19 protein-coding genes are annotated in these 17,902 nt (G+C 45.0%); 18 read left to right on the top strand and 1 reads right to left on the bottom strand.

Annotated elements, in window-relative coordinates:
* Both FE296_RS32690 and FE296_RS09930 read left to right on the top strand, forming a co-directional pair.
* Positions 1–364, top strand: a 364-nt coding sequence (locus tag FE296_RS32690) for a DMP19 family protein (protein WP_486187796.1), incomplete at its 5' end; no start/stop codon positions are given.
* Positions 365–429: 65 nt separating this feature from the next.
* A complete protein-coding gene (locus tag FE296_RS09930; RefSeq protein WP_150364867.1) occupies positions 430–714 on the top strand; it encodes a hypothetical protein in 285 nt (94 codons plus the stop codon).
* 97 nt (positions 715–811) lie between these two features.
* Here FE296_RS09930 and FE296_RS09925 read toward each other — a convergent pair whose 3' ends face one another.
* The gene (locus FE296_RS09925; RefSeq protein ID WP_124113621.1) at positions 812–1,585 is read right to left on the bottom strand and encodes a sporulation protein; all 774 of its coding nucleotides are present in this window, start codon (positions 1,583–1,585) and stop codon (positions 812–814) included.
* Between the two features lie 184 nt (positions 1,586–1,769).
* Between FE296_RS09925 and FE296_RS09920 the strand changes: the two genes are divergently transcribed.
* The 16 genes from FE296_RS09920 to FE296_RS09845 all read left to right on the top strand — a co-directional run bounded on the left by FE296_RS09920 (position 1,770) and on the right by FE296_RS09845 (position 17,766).
* On the top strand, positions 1,770–2,204 hold the full coding sequence (locus FE296_RS09920; RefSeq protein ID WP_150364866.1) for a hypothetical protein: 435 nt from the start codon (positions 1,770–1,772) through the stop codon (positions 2,202–2,204).
* A gap of 27 nt (positions 2,205–2,231) precedes the next feature.
* Positions 2,232–2,771: a hypothetical protein gene (locus FE296_RS09915; protein ID WP_124113623.1), complete on the top strand. Its 540-nt coding sequence runs from the start codon at positions 2,232–2,234 to the stop codon at positions 2,769–2,771.
* 8 nt (positions 2,772–2,779) lie between these two features.
* Positions 2,780–3,319, top strand: coding sequence for a GNAT family N-acetyltransferase (locus FE296_RS09910; protein WP_124115478.1), 540 nt, complete (start codon positions 2,780–2,782; stop codon positions 3,317–3,319).
* A 48-nt stretch (positions 3,320–3,367) separates the two neighbouring features.
* Positions 3,368–3,892, top strand: a complete 525-nt coding sequence (locus FE296_RS09905; protein ID WP_150364865.1) for a YfiT family bacillithiol transferase — start codon at positions 3,368–3,370, stop codon at positions 3,890–3,892.
* Positions 3,893–3,926: 34 nt separating this feature from the next.
* Positions 3,927–4,442 carry a GNAT family N-acetyltransferase gene (locus FE296_RS09900; protein ID WP_150364864.1) on the top strand — a complete coding sequence of 172 codons (516 nt, stop codon included), beginning with the start codon at positions 3,927–3,929 and terminating at the stop codon, positions 4,440–4,442.
* A gap of 130 nt (positions 4,443–4,572) precedes the next feature.
* Positions 4,573–4,956, top strand: coding sequence for a VOC family protein (locus tag FE296_RS09895; protein WP_150364863.1), 384 nt, complete (start codon positions 4,573–4,575; stop codon positions 4,954–4,956).
* A gap of 221 nt (positions 4,957–5,177) precedes the next feature.
* A complete protein-coding gene (locus FE296_RS09890; protein WP_124113627.1) occupies positions 5,178–5,897 on the top strand; it encodes a class I SAM-dependent methyltransferase in 720 nt (239 codons plus the stop codon).
* A 48-nt stretch (positions 5,898–5,945) separates the two neighbouring features.
* Entirely contained in the window at positions 5,946–6,710 is a 765-nt protein-coding gene (locus FE296_RS09885) for an SDR family NAD(P)-dependent oxidoreductase (protein ID WP_150364862.1), read from the top strand.
* A 186-nt stretch (positions 6,711–6,896) separates the two neighbouring features.
* Entirely contained in the window at positions 6,897–7,586 is a 690-nt protein-coding gene (locus tag FE296_RS09880) for a response regulator transcription factor (RefSeq protein ID WP_091014945.1), read from the top strand.
* Positions 7,583–8,587, top strand: coding sequence for a sensor histidine kinase (locus FE296_RS09875; RefSeq protein WP_124113629.1), 1,005 nt, complete (start codon positions 7,583–7,585; stop codon positions 8,585–8,587). Before FE296_RS09880 ends, FE296_RS09875 begins: the two co-directional genes overlap by 4 nt.
* Positions 8,588–8,703: 116 nt before the next feature.
* Positions 8,704–9,459: an ABC transporter ATP-binding protein gene (locus FE296_RS09870; RefSeq protein WP_150364861.1), complete on the top strand. Its 756-nt coding sequence runs from the start codon at positions 8,704–8,706 to the stop codon at positions 9,457–9,459.
* Entirely contained in the window at positions 9,456–11,381 is a 1,926-nt protein-coding gene (locus tag FE296_RS09865) for an ABC transporter permease (RefSeq protein ID WP_150364860.1), read from the top strand. Before FE296_RS09870 ends, FE296_RS09865 begins: the two co-directional genes overlap by 4 nt.
* Positions 11,382–11,581: 200 nt before the next feature.
* On the top strand, positions 11,582–12,127 hold the full coding sequence (locus FE296_RS09860) for a ClbS/DfsB family four-helix bundle protein (protein WP_223868834.1): 546 nt from the start codon (positions 11,582–11,584) through the stop codon (positions 12,125–12,127).
* Entirely contained in the window at positions 12,127–12,666 is a 540-nt protein-coding gene (pgsA, locus tag FE296_RS09855) for a CDP-diacylglycerol--glycerol-3-phosphate 3-phosphatidyltransferase (protein ID WP_150364859.1), read from the top strand. Before FE296_RS09860 ends, pgsA begins: the two co-directional genes overlap by 1 nt.
* Before the next feature lie 197 nt (positions 12,667–12,863).
* Positions 12,864–15,533, top strand: a complete 2,670-nt coding sequence (locus FE296_RS09850) for a winged helix-turn-helix domain-containing protein (RefSeq protein WP_190945117.1) — start codon at positions 12,864–12,866, stop codon at positions 15,531–15,533.
* A gap of 136 nt (positions 15,534–15,669) precedes the next feature.
* Positions 15,670–17,766, top strand: coding sequence for an S-layer homology domain-containing protein (locus FE296_RS09845; RefSeq protein WP_150364857.1), 2,097 nt, complete (start codon positions 15,670–15,672; stop codon positions 17,764–17,766).
* Positions 17,767–17,902 lie beyond the last annotated feature (136 nt).

The following is a 17,902-nucleotide window of genomic DNA, read 5'->3' as shown; positions in this document are numbered from 1 at the left end:
GATGACCGGTTTCCTTGAGAATGCCAGCGGGCAGTATCTGGGTGAGACGATAACAGCTATGGAGCGGATCGGCGATGATGCAGATGCCGTGATCCTCAAGAAAATAGAGCAGATGTTGTCTGAAAGCGGCGTAACTCACGGTCAATTACGAGATAATGTGAATGGCCTGTCCGAAGATGACATCACGACAAGCCTGCAAACACACGGGGAACAGATTCATGAGGTATTGCAGCAGATTGAACTGGAAGCCGCGAATTTAAGCATGCAATCAGATAACGAAGAAAGCTTTGACCTGCTGTATCAATATGTGGATGCAAATAAAGATCGTCTAAAACAGGAGATGAAGCACTTCTTGTCTAATTGATTTGGGAAGAGACTTCGTAAAGAGCAATCCTTCACAACCATAATTGAGGAGGCAAAATGACAAGCATGAACAAACGATTAGCGATGGAATCCGTTCTGGTTACCCTGTTATTCATCATCGGTTTTGCAGCTTGGAATGTCGTCCAAGGCATGATTATGAGCATGAATTACGTACCTGATCTGACAAACACCGCTTTTTCGGGTACCCCGTTGCAATCCAAGGTTGCTTTTGGAACTATTGTTCGGTGGGATACAACATCCATAATCATGGCTGTTGCCGGATTTGTTTTGCTCGCCGTAGCATATTACGGTCTTCGATTAGGAATGCAGCGCTGGACACAGCGTTCTTGAAGTATTGTCTTGTGAAACTGAACCAACCAAGAAACCGTCCTCCTTCAGACGATGCATCTGATAGAGGACGTTTTTTTTCGTTTAAACAAACTATAGATTAAATATGTTTGGAAATGATTTCTTCCAGTCCTTGAGCGACAGAATGCGCCCCTCGCGCCAGATGTCTTTCATATAGATGCAGGCGGACAAAACTTTCATCCGTACCCATGGCTTCGGAGAATATTCCACTGAGCCCACGAGCGCGGCGGTCGATCTGTAATAGCAGTTCCAGCGAATCGCCCATCGGATAGAACAGCACTTCCAACTCATCCAGATGCCCACGGAATTTGTTTGTTGGTACAAATTCAAATTCCTGTACAAATGGCAGATTGCCGCCCAGCTTTGGTGCATAGTCATTGGTGACTTCACGTAGTTTGAAACCAAGGATATCAATTGCATCGAGCACGGTGTTCATGTCTTTGCTAGGAACAACATGCAGTCTGTCCCGGTCTGAGGGGTCTACAGCACTTGAAATATCGAGGCCCGTCTCTACCCATACCTCTGCACGATGCAGTGTAATTGGCAGATTTTCTGGCAGGTCAAATGAGAAGTCTTTCTCCAATTTGGCTCCAGGCTGTAATGTGAAACCTTCGGTGAGCAGATATTTGGCTATAACGGCTGTTTCTTTTACTTTGCGATCATCGCGCTCCCGTATGTAATGGGTTTTGATTGAAAGATAGATTCGATCTACGTTCTGTTCCACATCTCCACCTTCAATGTACACAACCCCCGAGATGATTCCTCCAGGTGTGACCTCAGGTGTATGCAATTCTGTATTCACTTTGGCTGCTCCAACACCTACACTGGCTAACATTTTCTTGAAAAATGACATGCGCTCAACCTCCAGATCAGATGGTTTATTTTATGGGATACATACGGCTTCGACCTTAATACGGAAGCTGGAAGAGAAGCGTTTCATATTTTAGCAAAGATATATCGCATATCCAAACAGGAGAATCGACTTACCTATGTCGAATGTTTAAATAAAGGGATTTTTTGTCAGGAGATGAAGCCGATTGAACACAGAATTTTCAGAACAGAAATATGGTGAAACGGGTGTCAAAACCAGCTTCGAGCAGATGGCGAATGGGGAACAAAAATATAAAATGATAGCAGAAGATGGCAGTTATTATTGTAGAACCGTTGCTTCTTCCCAGGGAGCATGGCAAAACAGTCATGTACATATCAATCTAACGGAGTTTTATGTGGTGCAAACCGGCTGGATTGCGTATGCCAGTTATGGAGACGATCAGATGTTTTCGATTCGAGTGATGCGTGCAGGAGAGCACATTATTGTCCAACCTGGAATCCACCATAATATATACATGTCTGCACATAGCGCGATACATACAATCAAGCATGGATTGAATACCTCCAGTGATTGGACGGCATCACCTGAGTTGGATAGGTTAACTCAATCTTTAACAGAGAAGGAGCTACTCCAGAAGTAAGATTAACGAGACGGGAGGATCAGACAGATGCGTAAAAGTACAATATTTTGGATTACGGGAATAACGATAATCCTCTTGGTGACTCTGCTCATATACAGCTATGTTATTCCAAGTGTGAGTGCTCAGGATGTTGTGATGGCAGGCACAATCAGGCAGATTGATACGGATGTAGTTGAGGTAGAGTTAGAGATAACGCGAAAAAGAGAAGACAAGGATCAACACATGGTGTATCCGATTGTTCCTGGATGGGAAGGGGTGACATTCGCTGAAGAACAAGATGATGCGTGGTACATGCCTTCGTCTGTTGGCAGCTCCTATCTTGATCAAGTCATTCTGGAAAAGTATCTGAAGGCACAGGGGAAAACCATGAAATCAGCTGATAATCTGATAGGATTTGCGATACCTGATGAGATAGGGAGCTACAAGTTGCGGTTAACGCTCAGCTCTTATGATGGAACGACTCAACCACTTGAGAATCCCATGGTGTATTATGTTCACAACGAGCATTTGTTAGGAAAGGATCTGAGTTGGGTTACGGGTGAGAATCTGGAGATCAATAAGGAGTAATCAGAATGATGAATGTATATGAATCGAATGAAATCACCGTACGTTTCTTGGAAACAGAAGATGAAAACCATCTGGTGAAGTGGCTGTCAGACCCGGAAGTTCTTCAATACTATGAAGGGCGTGATCGGCCGCATGACCTGGAGCATGTGAGAGAACATTTTTACAATCAGGATGATGCTGCTACTCGTTGTATCGTTGAGTACGAAGGGAATCCGATTGGATACATTCAGTTCTATGAGCTTGAGGAAGAAGAGCGAAGGGAGTATGGTTATGGAGATACGGATGAGATCATCTATGGAACGGATCAGTTTATTGGTGAGGTAGACTACTGGAATAAAGGCATTGGTACACAGTTGATGCAATCCATGCTGGCTTATCTGATTAATGAACAACAAGCCCGTAAAGTGGTTATGGACCCTCAATCCTGGAACTTGCGAGCGATATCCTGTTATGAGAAATGTGGTTTCCAAAAGATTAAGCTGTTGGAGGAACATGAGCAGCATGAAGGACAGATGAGAGACTGTTGGCTTATGGAATATGCTCTCTAGATCCTGTATAAAGTTATTTTGAATCATACAAACAAGGAGGAATGGTGGATGGATGAAAGATTTCCGATAGGACCATTTGTACACACGGGTGAAGTTACTTTGGCACAGCGGGAGAAGTGGATTCGGGACATTGCTGAGTTGCCTGAACGCGCACGAGAAGCGGTAAAGGGACTAAGTGAAGAGCAATTAAGTCTGCCGTATCGAGAAGGTGGATGGATGCTCAAACAGGTCATTCACCACATGGCAGACAGCCATATGAACAGTATGATTCGTTTCAAGTTGGCACTGACAGAGGATACACCTACGATTCGACCGTATTATGAAGAGCGCTGGGCTGAATTGAGTGATTCAAGGGACCTGGATGTTGAGTTCTCGCTTCAGATTCTGGATGCGCTCCATCGTCGTTGGGTGTTTCTGTTAAACGCGCTGACAGATGCAGATTATGCCAAACAATTTTATCATCCCTCATCAGAAGAAACGACAAGACTGGATTATAATCTGGGCATGTATGCTTGGCATGGCAAACACCATGTTGCTCACATCACATCGCTTCGGGATAGACTGGGAATATAGTTAGTATAAATATATTATTAAGGAGAATTCATTAATGACTGTACATATCAGATTATTAAATGAGAGTGATCCTGTAATCATATCAAAGGCGTTTCAGGAGCAGGGGTGGGGGAGATTCGCTGAGCAGTATCTTCATTACTTGGCTGAACAACAGAATGGGGACCGTGTAACCTTGGTAGCCGAGTTGAATGGAGAATTTGCCGGATACGTGAATGTATTGTGGTATTCCAGCTACCCGTCTTTCAGGGAGCAAGGCATTCCCGAAATTAACGATTTTAACGTGCTGATGAAGTTCCAGCGCCAAGGTGTTGGTTCACGGTTGATGGACCGAGCAGAGGAAGTTATTCTGGAGCGAACGGATGTAGCAGGTATTGGTGTAGGTGTGTTTTCCGATTATGGCAAAGCGCAAGTTCTATACGCCCATCGCGGGTACATACCAGACGGTCACGGTGTACACAAACATGATCATTACATTCAGCCGGGTGAAGAAACGATTATGGACGACGATGTTGTACTTTATCTTACGAAGAAGTTAAAAGCCACGCAATAAGTCTAATGTTTACTTAGTACTTACCAAGAAAGATGATAAAAAAGTTGTCCTGCATGTTATACTCTATTGGAATTTGAGGAATGATAAGCAGGATGTTGGGAGATTAGATGATCAGAGGAGTGATTGATCCATGTTTAGCAAAGTCGGCCAGGTTATGTTGTATGTCAACAATCAAGATGAATCACTGGCTTTTTGGACTGAAGTCGCTGGATTCCACATTGTGGATGAAGTAAACCTTGACGAGGGCATGAGATGGATTGAGATCGCTCCTACCCCAGACTCCCAGACGAGCATTATTCTCCATGACAAAGATACTGTGGAGCGGATGTCGGCGGGTGTAAATCTGGGCACACCTTCGTTAATGTTCTTCACCGAAAATCTGGATCAATTATATGCCGACTTGGCTAGTAAACATGTAACGGTTGGAGAGATTGTCGAGATGCCAACGGGGCGTGTTTTCAACTTTGCGGATAATGAAGGAAATTACTTTGCAGTCTTGGAACGGGCGAAGTAAATTACAACTCAAAACCGCTACGATTATAAGCGATCGACATTCATGTCGGTCGTTTTTTTGTTGGGAAAAAGCTTATGTTTTGGAGTAGAAAAGCACAAGAAAAATAGAGAACTACTGGGTAAAAATGTTATAATAGAGTTTGGCTGATTTAACGAAAGTGTTGAGAATGAACAGCGTCGGAAATGAAGGTTGGAATGGAGTATTTAAGGAGGAATGTGGTTGTGGAAAAGACGATTAAAAGTGTACAGGATCTATATGATATGCTCGATGCGGACTTCAGATCTGCCAAGCAATTTTGGGAGCCTTTCTATGAGGATCGGAATAGACCAATCCCCTTTTTTCCAAACAAACCGGATGAGAATCTGGTAGCGCATATGAACGAAGGTGTGCTGGCAGGCGGCAAGGCACTGGAACTGGGTTGTGGCCCGGGCAGAAATGCGTTGTATCTGACCCGCCAAGGATATCAGGTAGATGCTTATGATCTTTCCGAGACAGCTATAGCCTGGGCTAAGGAAAGGGCGGCAGAAGAGCAACTGGACGTGCATTTTGAATGTCGCTCCGTGTTCGAACTGGCTCCAGAGCAAGAATATGATCTTGTCTACGACTCGGGTTGTCTGCATCATCTGTTACCACATCAGCGAATTCCTTACATAGAGATGGTCCACAATGCACTCCGGCCTGGAGGATACTTTGGAATGACTTGTTTTGCTCCTGGTTTTGGCGATATTGGTGGGCCTGAGATCGTTATGAATGATTGGCAGGTGTATCAAGAGAAGTCGATGCGAGGCGGTCTTGCGTTCACGGAGGAGAAGCTTCGCTACATGCTGGAAGATGGCTTTGAATGTGTGGAGTTCCGTGCAATGAAGGCGATGGAGCAGCATGAACCGTGTTTTGGTGTACCTTTTCTGTGGGCCACGTTGTGGAGAAAGAAAAACTCGTAAGAGCAGGGGAATAACATGCATTGAAAATAGAGGAGGAGTGGTATCGGAATGGGAACAGAAACAGGAAGAAGACACTTTATCATTACAGGCACATCCAAAGGGATCGGTTTACAACTTGCAGAGTTATTATTGGCTAAGGGGGATTACGTTTACGGTATTTCACGCGGGGGTTCGGATCTGTTGGAATCAGGCGAGGAATGGAGCGGGCGTTACTGCCATGTTCATTACGATTTATCCGATCTGACGGGGATTGATGATTTGGTTACACGTGTATTGGACGAAATTCCGTCTCAGGAAGCCGAGTGCATTGGACTCATTAATAATGCAGCGATGCTGGAGCCTCTAAGACCTATCGATCAGTGCAGTGCGGCAGAGGTAAGTCAGAGTCTTAACATCAGTCTTGCAGCGCCGATGATATTGAGTTCATCTTTTATTCAACAAACAAATCACCTATCCGCCAGACGTACAATTGTTAATCTCTCATCGGGTTCGGGAAGTTATCCTGCGCCTTCAATGGCAGTGTACTGTACATCCAAGGCAGGCCTGAACATGTTCACCCAATGCGTATCTCTGGAGCAAACGGGCCAACAGAACCCTGTTGAGATTATTGCTTTTGATCCGGGGATGGTCGATACGGAATTGCAGGCTGTTGCACGAGGCAAAAGTGCAGAGGAGTTCGCCCTTGCAGGTATGTTCAATCAAGTATATGAAGCAGGACAATTAAGATCGCCACGAGACGTAGCGATGAAGTTAATCGAGCGGATGGACGAACACAGTGATGCAAGCCATGTTATACACACCATTGAGAGTTAATAGGAATATATGTATTTCGGATCGATTTCTTTACGAAGTAGAGATACCTTTTGATATAAGCCCAACTTCCCTGTACACTGGAATCAGCGATCGGAAGTACGATTTGTAACGGTAAAGGTGATCCTGCATCAACGGAGTCTAATTACCTTATTCAACCTTAGAAGATCAGAAACGTGGTGAAGTCTCTTGTTTAAAATTATGCTCATTGAAGACGACGAATCGTTATTCAATGAAATCAAGGAACGTTTGTCCCAATGGTCGTATGACGTGTATGGTGTGCAGGATTTTGGAAGGGTATTGCAGGAGTACAGCGTAATTCAGCCGCAACTGGTCATTATTGATATTCAGTTACCCCAATATGACGGGTTTCATTGGTGCCGGATCATTCGTTCGCACTCTAATGTGCCGATTATCTTTTTGTCCTCACGGGATCATCCTGCGGATATGGTCATGTCCATGCATTTGGGTGCAGACGATTTTATCCAGAAGCCTTTTCACTTCGATGTATTGATTGCCAAGATCCAAGCGACTTTGCGGAGGGTGTATAACTATAATACAGAGCATATTGAACTTCGAACCTGGCGCGGTGCTGCTATTGAATATGTGAAAAATACACTGACCTGCGGGGATGAATCTGTTCTGTTAACCAAAAATGAGATGTTCATCCTTAAAGTGCTGGTCGAGCACAAAAATCAGATTGTTACTCGTGAGGACCTCATCCGGAGCTTGTGGGATCATGAGCATTTTGTGAGTGACAATACGCTGACGGTTAACGTTAATCGGTTACGGAAGAAACTTGAACCCATCGGCTTGGAGCGTTACATTGAAACCAAAGTAGGTCAGGGGTACATGGCAACGGAAGAGGCAGAAGCATGATCGGAAAGTACATACGAGAAAGGGCTAGTTGGTTATGGCTACTGGTAAGCATGCAACTTATTATTTTATTGGTGGCCTACCTGGACTCGTCCATTCCATTCCAATCTGTGGTGTATATCGTAGGACTGAATGTGGTGGTATGTCTTGTTTTTATCTGGGCGAGATACCTGAAAGAGACCCGTTTCTATAAAAAGTTGAGCATCTGGGATCATACCTATGATCTAAGAGAACTCGATATCGCCGAAAGTCCATATGAGCAGATTGTACATGAGGCCGTCAGTTCCCAGACACAGCGGTATCGTAAGGAGTCGTCACATCATTTTATCGCTCTGGAACAGGAGAAGGACGAGATGTTGTCCTGGATTCATGAGGTGAAGACCCCACTGACAGCGTTACAACTGATGATCGAGCGCTTGCCAGATGACAAGCTGCAGAGCCAAATGACATATGAATGGTTACGAATTCATCAGTTGCTGGATCAGCAGCTTCATCAGAAGCGTATTCCGTTTATGCATAATGATCTGTTCATCGAAGAAACGGAACTTGAACCGGTATTGAATAGCGAGATACGAGCACTGAAATCGTGGTGCATTTCCAAAGGCATTGGCTTTGATGTGTCTTTAATGGTATCGCGTGTGCTCACAGACAGCAAATGGTTAGGCTTCATCCTCCGGCAGTTGTTGAGCAATGCGGTGAAATATAGCGATTCATCGGACATCCTCATTGAAAGTCGGGAACAAGATGGACACATCATACTCATGATTCAGGATCACGGGCGAGGGATTGAGACTCAAGATCTGCCGCGTATATTTGATAAAGGATTTACGTCCACCCGAGGCAGAATGGATGGGGCGGCTACCGGGATGGGACTATATTTGGTTCGTCAAGTGGTCCAGACGCTTCATATGAACATTCATGTAGAATCTTCTCTTGGCGAGGGCACAACCGTCACACTTACTTTTCCGCGAAAAAACGACATGGTGCATCTTGCAGGCGTGTGACAACAATGTCACATGCTTTTTGGTTTTGTTCGGTGAATCACACGATAACACTGCACATTCCGCCTATGATATAGACATGAGCATTTTGCAGAAGATCTAAGAGGAGTGAGTGGGATATGTGGATACTGGAAGCCAAAAAAATTCATAAAGTCTATGGTAATAAACTGAATAAACAGGAAGTGCTGAAGGGGATTGATCTTGGGGTAAGCAAGGGAGAGTTTGTAGGTATTATGGGGCCTTCGGGTTCAGGCAAAACGACACTGCTTAACGTACTTTCCTCCATCGATCGGGTGAGCCAGGGCACGATTGATATTGAGGGCAAGGAATTCACCGGAATGAAGGAGAAACAGCTGGCTGAGTTCCGCAAACATCATCTGGGCTTTATTTTTCAGGAATACAATCTGCTGGATACACTGACGGTAAAGGAAAATGTATTATTGCCGCTCTCGATCACGAGCATTCCAAAACAGGAGCCACACCGGAAGTTTGAACAGATTGCCCGTGAACTGGGAATCTACGAGTTGAAAGATAAGTATCCATCTGAGATTTCAGGAGGTCAGAAGCAGCGGACTTCGGCAGCACGAGCATTTGTCCACGAGCCGAGTATCATTTTTGCGGATGAGCCGACAGGAGCGCTGGATTCCAAGTCCGCTTCGGATCTGCTCGGCAAGTTAAGTGATATGAACAGCGCACGAAAAGCGACTATTATTATGGTTACCCATGATCCGGTTGCCGCAAGTTATTGCAGCAGAGTGATCTTTATTCGAGACGGTCAGATTTACACCCAGTTGAATAAAGGAGACGAGTCACGGCAATCGTTCTTCAACGATATTATCAAAACCCAGGGCGTATTGGGTGGTGTGCAGCAATGAGCTTGAATTATATTATCTTCCGCAATCTCAGGAAAAATCTGAAGAATTATTATCTCTATGTTTTTGCGCTTGTGTTCAGTGTGGCCTTATATTTTTCCTTTGTGACGTTACAGTATGATCCTTCCATGGATGAGGTAGCTGCTTCAACGAAAGGTGCGGCGGCTATAGGCGCATCTTCGGTACTGTTAATCGTCATTGTCGGTATTTTTTTGCTCTATGCCAATACAATCTTTATCAAGCGGCGCAGCAAAGAAATTGGATTATTTCAATTGATCGGACTGACGAAAGGCAGAATTTTTGGCATTTTGAGTGCGGAGAACAGTATTCTCTATTTTGGCTCCATGGCTATCGGTGTGTTAATTGGGTTTCTTGCGTCCAAGCTGGTATTGATGATACTGTTCAAAATTCTCAGTGTGGACGCGATTACGAAACTGTACTTCTCTCCGATGGCACTGATGCAAACGGTGATTGTCTTTACGATAATGTATATGCTCATCATGCTGATGAACTACTCTTTTATCAAGAGACAGAGCATTCTCTCACTCTTTCGGGTGTCTGCCACTTCGGAGCAGCAGGTGCAGAAGATGTCTGTCGGACAGATGATTGTTGGCGTCTTGGGCATTGCTCTGATTGTGTATGGATACTTCATGTCTGCACGGCTGTTCAGCGGTGAGGCAATGGATATGCAGCAGTTGATGTATACGATGATTCTGATTCTCTTCTCGGTCATACTGGGCACATACCTGTTCTATAAGGGTTCGGTAAGTTTTATTTTTAATCTGATTCGCAAAAGCAAAAACGGCTACCTATCCATTCATGAAGTGTTATCTTTATCTTCAATCATGTTCCGCATGAAATCTAATGCATTGCTGCTCACGATTATTACAACTGTGTCGGCGCTTGCTATTGGCATGCTGTCGCTCAGTTACATTTCGTATTATTCAGCAGAGACTCAGGCCAAGGAAAGTTTGCCGGAGGATTTCTCTTTTGCTCAGGCGGATGTGAAAAATCGCTTTGTGACGGAGTTGGAACACAAACAGATTCCATATGAAGAGAAGCACAGACAGCCCATTTACATTGAAATTGATGCTCATGAAGTGATGGATGAGTCCATGACGGAACAGTACCTGTTCAGTAGTGTGTTGAGTGACAAGATGGTAGATAACATTGATCTACAACCAGGCGAAGTGGTCTTCATGGGATATGGAAATGCCATTCAACAGTTAATTTCCATTCAGGAGAAAGGTCCAATCGTCTTGCACGGGTTGAAACATAGGCTGGCACAACAACTGATCGGAACAACCAAACAAGGCGTCCTTCCCGCGTACTATACTGGGGGCACGCCTGTAGCGGTCGTGGATGAGACGGTATATCAGCAACTGAAGCAGGACATCGATCCCGAGCTGCAGAAAGCCGAGTGGGATGACTACTATGGTGTACGTATTCTGAACGAGGGGCAGACTGAAGAGGCATATGCTGTATATAAGGAGCAGCAGTTGGAAGCCCCAAGTTTCTCCCAGATTGAGTTCAGAAATAACCAACGTAACACGATGGGCCTAATTATGTTCATTGTTGGATTCCTAGGCTTGACGTTTTTAATTACATCGGGATGTATCCTGTACTTTAAACAAATGAATGAGAGTGAAGAGGAGAAGGGCGATTATACCATTCTGCGAAAGCTCGGATTTACGCAAGGCAATCTGTTGCGTGGCATTCAGATCAAGCAGTTGTTTAACTTCGGTATTCCGCTCATGGTAGGATTGAGCCATAGTTATTTTGCCGTAAAATCAGGGTGGTTCTTCTTTGGCACAGAGTTGGCGACACCTACAGTCATTGTCATGATAGTCTATACATTGTTATATTCGATCTTTGGTCTGTTGTCCGTGTGGTACTATAAACGGGTGATTAAGGAAGCTTTGTAGAATTGGGATCAGGAGTATGCTGATATAGCAAAATAGGTTGAGTAAAGGGCAGCTGTATTGTTTACAGACTGCCCTTTTTTCTTGCAGAAATGAATAGAGCAAACTGAAAAAAAAGGATGATTATGGAATCGGGTCGAAATGATGATAGAGTCCTTGCTTCTGATTCATGTAAAACGGTGAAACGAGGGGAGTGGAGTAGCGTGCCTGGAATTTTATATGCCTCGAAGAAAGAATTAAGTGAGACGATTCGACGCACCTATGTATTGTTTGAGGGTGAGTTCAATGACATCCATGACAGTGATAAAGATAAGTGGGTTGAGGGTGTGGATAAGACTCCTGCCCAGATGATCGCCTACCAGTTAGGATGGATGAACATGGTGATGGACTGGGAGCGCAATGAACAGTTGGGACTTGAAAGTCATATGCCGGCACCAGGATATAAATGGAACCAGTTGGGGTCGTTAAATGAATCATTTTACGTGAAATATTCAAGTTATACGCTGGAGGAGCTGCGCTCTTTGTTTCGGGAGACAGAACAACAATGGCAGAACTGGATTGACTCCCTGAGTGAAGAGGAGTTATTTGTACAAGGGATGAGACAGTGGACAGGAACGAAGCCCGGGTGGGCTATGGTGAAGTGGATCCAGATCAATTCGGTAGCCCCGTTTAAATCGTTTCGGACCCGAATTCGTAAATGGAAAAAAGGTCAGTTAGCCAACATGGATAAGAGGAGTGGAGATATCTAATGAACCTGGCAAATAAAATCACGTTGGCTAGAATCGCGTTGATTCCATTGTTCATGATCTGTTTTCTCCATCAGCAAAGCGTGATGATTGCACTAGTTATTTTTGCGGTAGCGGCAGGTACGGATAAATTAGATGGATATGTGGCAAGAAAATATAATCAGATCACGAATCTGGGAAAGTTGCTTGATCCACTGGCGGATAAACTGTTGATTGCGGTAGCGCTGGTCATGATGGTGCAGGAGAATATGATCAGTTCATGGATTGCAGTAATCATTATAGGACGTGAGATTGTCATTACTGCATTACGAATGGTAGCCACAGAACAGGGTATTGCTCTTGCAGCCGATCGGTATGGAAAAATCAAAATGGTGCTTCAGGTGGCAGCGATCATTGCCATTTTGTTGAACAATGTTCCGTTTAGTTTGCTGACTGAGGTGCGAGTTGATGTAATTTTATTGTGGCTGGCAGCAGGAGTTACGCTGTTATCGGGACTGAATTATATTCTAGTAAACTATAAGTTGCTACAGACAGGAAGATAGAAAGCGTCGATTGGATCATGGCTTCACAACGCAAATGGTACCCTGCAATCAATTCAACGTGCAGGGTTTGTTTGTCGTTTGTTTCTGTTCAAAAATATGTGGGGCATAGTCATGGTTCCTTGTATACTTAGATTATCTGAATGTACATATAATGAATCGGAAAAAAGTGCACCATGGTGCTGATTCGGGAGGATCTCATGCAACAGGAACATACCGCTGGTCTCCACGGGGACTGGCTTCAATTTATGATTTTAACAACCAAACTGGAACTTCCACCCTTACCAGCAGATACAATGGACCGTCCACGGCTAAGTTTGCAACGCAAAGAATTGTTCCAATCCAAAGTCACTTTGTTGACTGCCCCGGCGGGTTCAGGAAAATCAACACTGTTGGGCAGCTGGGTGAGAAGTGAAGCTGTTCAAGCAGCCTGTGTCTGCCTGGATGATAAAGATCAGGACCCGCTTCAGTTTTGGCTCTACATTATTCATGCACTGAATCGAGTGATTAAGGAACTCTGCGGTGATGTACTGCCACATTTTTTGCATCGGTACCCGATAGACCCCAGGTCAGCATTGATATTATTGTTGAACCGTGTTGCCCAGACCAATCAACATACGCTGCTTATTCTGGATGACTATCATGCAGTAACCCAGCCGGAGATTCATGAACAGATGCAATACTTTATTGAAAATCTCCCCCTATCCATTCATCTAGTCCTGTCTAGTCGAACATATCCTCCGTTCAAGCTTGAAAAGCTGCGTCTGAGAGGTGAATTGAAGCAATTTACACTTCAGGAACTGGCATTTACGCCAGAAGAGGGCATTGAATTTTGTCAAGAGATTATGCAATTGGATATTGCCGGGGGAGATGCGCGTGGTTGGGTACAGCAGACGGAGGGGTGGGCTGCCGGATTGAAGCTGCTCGCTTTATCTCACGCATGGGGTGGAAATGCGTTGGTCAGCCCTATGAATTCGGTATCGTCACCTCTCTCACGTGAAGATCATGGACCTGCTGGCGAGAGAACGATTTCAGATTACCTGCTTGAAGAGGTATTCCAGCGTCAGTCACCGGAAATGCAGCAATTTCTGCTCCGGACAGCGATCACGAGAAGAATGAACAGCAGTTTATGTCAGGTATTAAGTGATATGCAGGAAGCTCCACAATTGTTAAGGCAACTGGAGAAGGAACATCTTTTTCTTGTTCCACTTGATCGGGAAGCGCACTGGTATCGTTATCATCATTTGTTCTCTGCATTTCTAAAGCGTGAGCTGGATCGTTGTGGTACTGAACAAGTAAATGAATTACATGCTCTTGCTGCACTTTGGTATGAACAACGGGGATACCCGGCAGAAGCGTTGGATCATTATATTCTCGGACAACACATGCAGGATGCAGCGAGACTGCTAGAAGAGTTGTTTGCCCATTTTATTATGGGAGAGTGGTGGACGCTCCGGCGATACTTTGATGTTGTGCCACTGGAGATCGTGAAATCACGTCCCAAATTATATATGTCTTACCTGTTCCTTGTTGCACGTGAAATGCCTTATGGACAGATGGTGAAGCAGCTTGATGAACTGGAACAAGTGATCCGGGTGCATCTTCAAGGGCGGCTGGAACCTGAGATCATCGGTTATTTGTTGCAAGTTATATGTGTGATGCGAGCTTACATGGCCTATTTGAATAGAGATTTAGATGGGCTGGCTCATTATTTGGTGTCCTACATTGATCAGGGCTATCCTGATGATATTGCCTTTCAGTATATGGACTATGATCGGAGAGAGAGTATGCGCCTGCGCAGCTTCCATGGCGTTAATGGCTACTTGAGGCGTGGGGAAGCTTGCTTCGGAGCGATTACGGAACGTTGGTATGCTGAACATGCCTATGTAACGTCCTACTATGGTGTTGGATATGGTGAGATTTTAATGGAGCAAAATCAAATTGCAGAAGCGGTCAGATATGCGGACCGAGCGCTTGAAGTGGCTTTGCAGATCAAGGTGGCTGCGTTGCTTGTCCCAGCTTATGTACTCAAAGCCAGACTTGAACTTACACTGGGTCGACCTGAAGAAGGCTTGAAACTGCTTCAGCAGGTCTCAGGATTATTATCTGTGAAGGATATGGAGTACTGGCAGCCAGCACTGGAAGCACATCAATACCGAATTTTAATTGAAATGAGTCCGGTGGCATCGGCCCAAACCATTCTGGCTAAGTCTGCAAACGAAGGAGATGTGGCTGCTGAGATCAGCTGTGATCAGATTTTCCTTTCCATGATTCGCATACGTGCGATGATCGTTCTTGAACAGTATGATCATGCACGAGAGGAACTGAGACGAATCCGTAAAAAGGCTGAAGAACGGGACTGGCTCACTGAACAGGTAGAGTGTGCTCTGCTAGAGTCAATCATGCTGCACAAGCAGGGATTCACAGATGCCGGTGTTGTAGCGTTATCCCGTGCTCTGGTGCTGGGAGGACCCGAAGGATATATTCGTTCATTTGTTGCTGAAGGTGAACAGATGAAACAGTTGCTGCAGGACTATCTCTATCTGCGTCGTACAAAGGCGATACATGATGATGGTGTGAAAATGGCTTATGTGAAGCAGCTATTATCTGCTTTTGCAAGAAACAAACGATTGAGAGGCCTCTCATCTGCAGGAGAGGCCAAGCTGGATACAAAAGAAGTGGGACTCAGCCCGATGGAGCAAAAAATATTTGGTCACATCGCTGAGGGCCTGACCAGCAAACAGATTGCTGCCGAGTTTGGCATCTCACCCGGAACTGTTAATACACACATTCGCCGAGTGTTTGCAAAGCTGGGTGCGAGCAGTCGTACTCATGCTGTACAAATCGCGGAGCAGCAGGGATTATTATAATTTTGTGAAACAGTGTCTACTCTTTTGTAGACTGTTTTCAAGCAAAGTTCTCTCCTACAATGAAGATAATTAAATAACTCTGACGAGTCTTTGCTGACACCAGGGTTTATGTTCATGTGGGAGGTAGCGTTAAAAGATGTCAACACGAGAATCCAAACGAAAAGATCATAAGAAAAATAAGATCCGTAAGGTCTCGCCTTATGTGGCAGCCCTTCTGTCTTTATCCGTCATTTCTGTTCCCGGGACAATGCACGCAGCGACCGATGCAGTAAACATTCGTGACTTGCAGCAGGCAGCACCTTGGGCCAAGCAAGCCATTGAAAGGGCTGCCGAACAACAGATGATTCTGGCGGATGAAGCAGGGAATTTCAACCCGAGCGCAACGTTAACAAGAGGGGACCTTGCGTATACACTGGCTCAACTATTGGAATTGAACGTGCTGTCGTCAGTCCAGCTTCCAGATCAGTTATTCAGGGATCTGGATCGTAACGCTGAGAATGGTTCCTATATTCGTGCACTTCAATTGGCTGGAATTATGAATGGTTATCCGGATGGTACGTTTCGTCCTGCTGGTCTGGTAACAAGGGAAGAGCTGGCAACAACGATTATTCGGGCTCTGAAGGCTAAAGGATATGATGAAACGTTAAATTTGACCAAAGAGTTGTCATTTAAGGATACTTCCGAAATTAGTGCCTGGGCTTTGCCAAGTGTACAACAGGCTGTTGAGTTGGAAATCTTGAAAGGGGACAATGGAAACTTTGCGCCGAAGCGTTCTACTTCCAGACAGGAAATGGCCGTGATCGCATTACGCGCAACTGAAGTCATTCAAGCTCTTGATGAAGCTGCGAGTCAAGAGGGCGCCAATTCGGAATCCAAACCTGATGAGCCAGGAAAGGTAACCGAGGTACAGGGTACAACTTCAGGAGGCAATAACGCAGGGAACGGTACAGGAAACGCAAACGGTAATTCCGGGGCGGCACCAGGGAATGGAAATGGAGATGGAAATGGAAATGGAAATGGAAGCACCGGTGGTGGAGGTGGATCTGCGCCAACTACTCCGACGAATCCTTCCACTCCGTCCAATCCAGGTACGGGGAACAGGGCGCCACTGGTTATTAGCGGCGGTTTGCCTGATCAGGAACTTACACTAGATCATGCCGCATTGGACTTGAACGTCTCGACGTATTTTAGTGATCCAGATGGTGATGAATTGCAATTCAGTGTCATAGCCGGAGATGCAACCCTTGTTTCCTCTACTGTCGTAGAAAAAGTGATTCGACTTGTTCCACAGGCTGCTGGAGAAACAACGCTGACGATCAAAGCAGTTGACGTCCAGGGCGCAAGTGTTACGGCACAACTCAAGGTTAAGGTACAGGCCAATACGATAAGTCGCCAATTCCCTGATCCACATTTGGCTGGAGCTATTGCTTATTGGTTGCAAAAGGATGTGGATGATCCACTGACCAAAGATGAATTGGTGGAAGCACTCATTCAGACCAATGGAGGGTTGTATGCGAGAAATGCGGGTATTTCCGATCTGACAGGAGTCGAGATATTCAAAGGATTGAATGTAACCGAAATTGATCTGTCCGGAAACGCCATAAGCAAAGCGGATGCCTCTGGATTCGATCACTTGAATTGGCTTGATTTATCCGGTAACGAACTGACGCAGATTAATGTTACAGGATTGAATCAGCTGGAGTATCTGAAACTCGCGAATAATCGACTTGCTTTATTGGATGTGAGCGGACTAGATTCCTTACAAGAACTAGATCTGAACAGTAATGAGCTTGTTCATTTTCCCGTTGGAATTGCTGAATTGTCTAGTCTGCAATACTTGGATGTGAGTAACAATTCCATAACCCTGAGAGAAGAGCCTGACTTCACACTGCATCACACGTTGCTGCAACGTTTGGATATGTATGATTTTGATGATGCTCCCCCTGTACTGGTGGAGGCACCTGCGGGTAATATCGCTTATGTTCATGGAGATGAGATTGAGATCGACCTGTCCTTTATGTTTGAGGATGAAGATGACGCCAGGTCGACCCTCATCCTACTGGCTGACTCTCCTGATCCACAATTGGCAGATGTCAGAATGGATGGACAGAAACTATACGTTACTGCACTGGGGACGAGTAGTGAGCCTATTCGGATTGAGGTGAAGGTTACGGACCCTCTGGGCAAAGTTGGTGTAGGTTACGTGTACGTTGATCTGAGAGAAATAGAGTAGCGCATTTTAAAACAGCATATGTGAACTAATGCAAGTTACATCAACGTGCCTTCCTGTACAGAAGGTGCGTTGTTTTTATTTTGTAAGGGATAATTTTATGTTAAAATATGCAAGAAATGAATGAGGCTGTGAGTGA

This window comes from Paenibacillus sp. UASWS1643 (assembly GCF_008693195.1).
GTDB lineage: Bacteria > Bacillota > Bacilli > Paenibacillales > Paenibacillaceae > Paenibacillus > Paenibacillus amylolyticus_B.
The sequence above is the reverse complement of the archived record's forward strand: the minus strand, read 5'-3'. Positions and strand labels throughout refer to the sequence as shown.

Bases quoted from the DNA above. Each gene is read 5' to 3' on its own strand.
- FE296_RS09865 (WP_150364860.1), top strand. From the start codon at position 9,456: ATGAGCTTGAATTATATTATCTTCCGCAATCTCAGGAAAAATCTGAAG.
- FE296_RS09845 (WP_150364857.1), top strand. From the start codon at position 15,670: ATGTCAACACGAGAATCCAAACGAAAAGATCATAAGAAAAATAAGATC.
- FE296_RS09930 (WP_150364867.1), top strand. From the start codon at position 430: ATGAACAAACGATTAGCGATGGAATCCGTTCTGGTTACCCTGTTATTC.
- FE296_RS09885 (WP_150364862.1), top strand. From the start codon at position 5,946: ATGGGAACAGAAACAGGAAGAAGACACTTTATCATTACAGGCACATCC.
- FE296_RS09870 (WP_150364861.1), top strand. From the start codon at position 8,704: ATGTGGATACTGGAAGCCAAAAAAATTCATAAAGTCTATGGTAATAAA.
- FE296_RS09850 (WP_190945117.1), top strand. From the start codon at position 12,864: ATGCAACAGGAACATACCGCTGGTCTCCACGGGGACTGGCTTCAATTT.
- FE296_RS09915 (WP_124113623.1), top strand. From the start codon at position 2,232: ATGCGTAAAAGTACAATATTTTGGATTACGGGAATAACGATAATCCTC.
- FE296_RS09895 (WP_150364863.1), top strand. From the start codon at position 4,573: ATGTTTAGCAAAGTCGGCCAGGTTATGTTGTATGTCAACAATCAAGAT.
- FE296_RS09925 (WP_124113621.1), bottom strand. From the start codon at position 1,585: ATGTCATTTTTCAAGAAAATGTTAGCCAGTGTAGGTGTTGGAGCAGCC.
- FE296_RS09900 (WP_150364864.1), top strand. From the start codon at position 3,927: ATGACTGTACATATCAGATTATTAAATGAGAGTGATCCTGTAATCATA.
- FE296_RS09875 (WP_124113629.1), top strand. From the start codon at position 7,583: ATGATCGGAAAGTACATACGAGAAAGGGCTAGTTGGTTATGGCTACTG.
- FE296_RS09910 (WP_124115478.1), top strand. From the start codon at position 2,780: ATGAATGTATATGAATCGAATGAAATCACCGTACGTTTCTTGGAAACA.
- FE296_RS09905 (WP_150364865.1), top strand. From the start codon at position 3,368: ATGGATGAAAGATTTCCGATAGGACCATTTGTACACACGGGTGAAGTT.
- pgsA (WP_150364859.1), top strand. From the start codon at position 12,127: ATGAACCTGGCAAATAAAATCACGTTGGCTAGAATCGCGTTGATTCCA.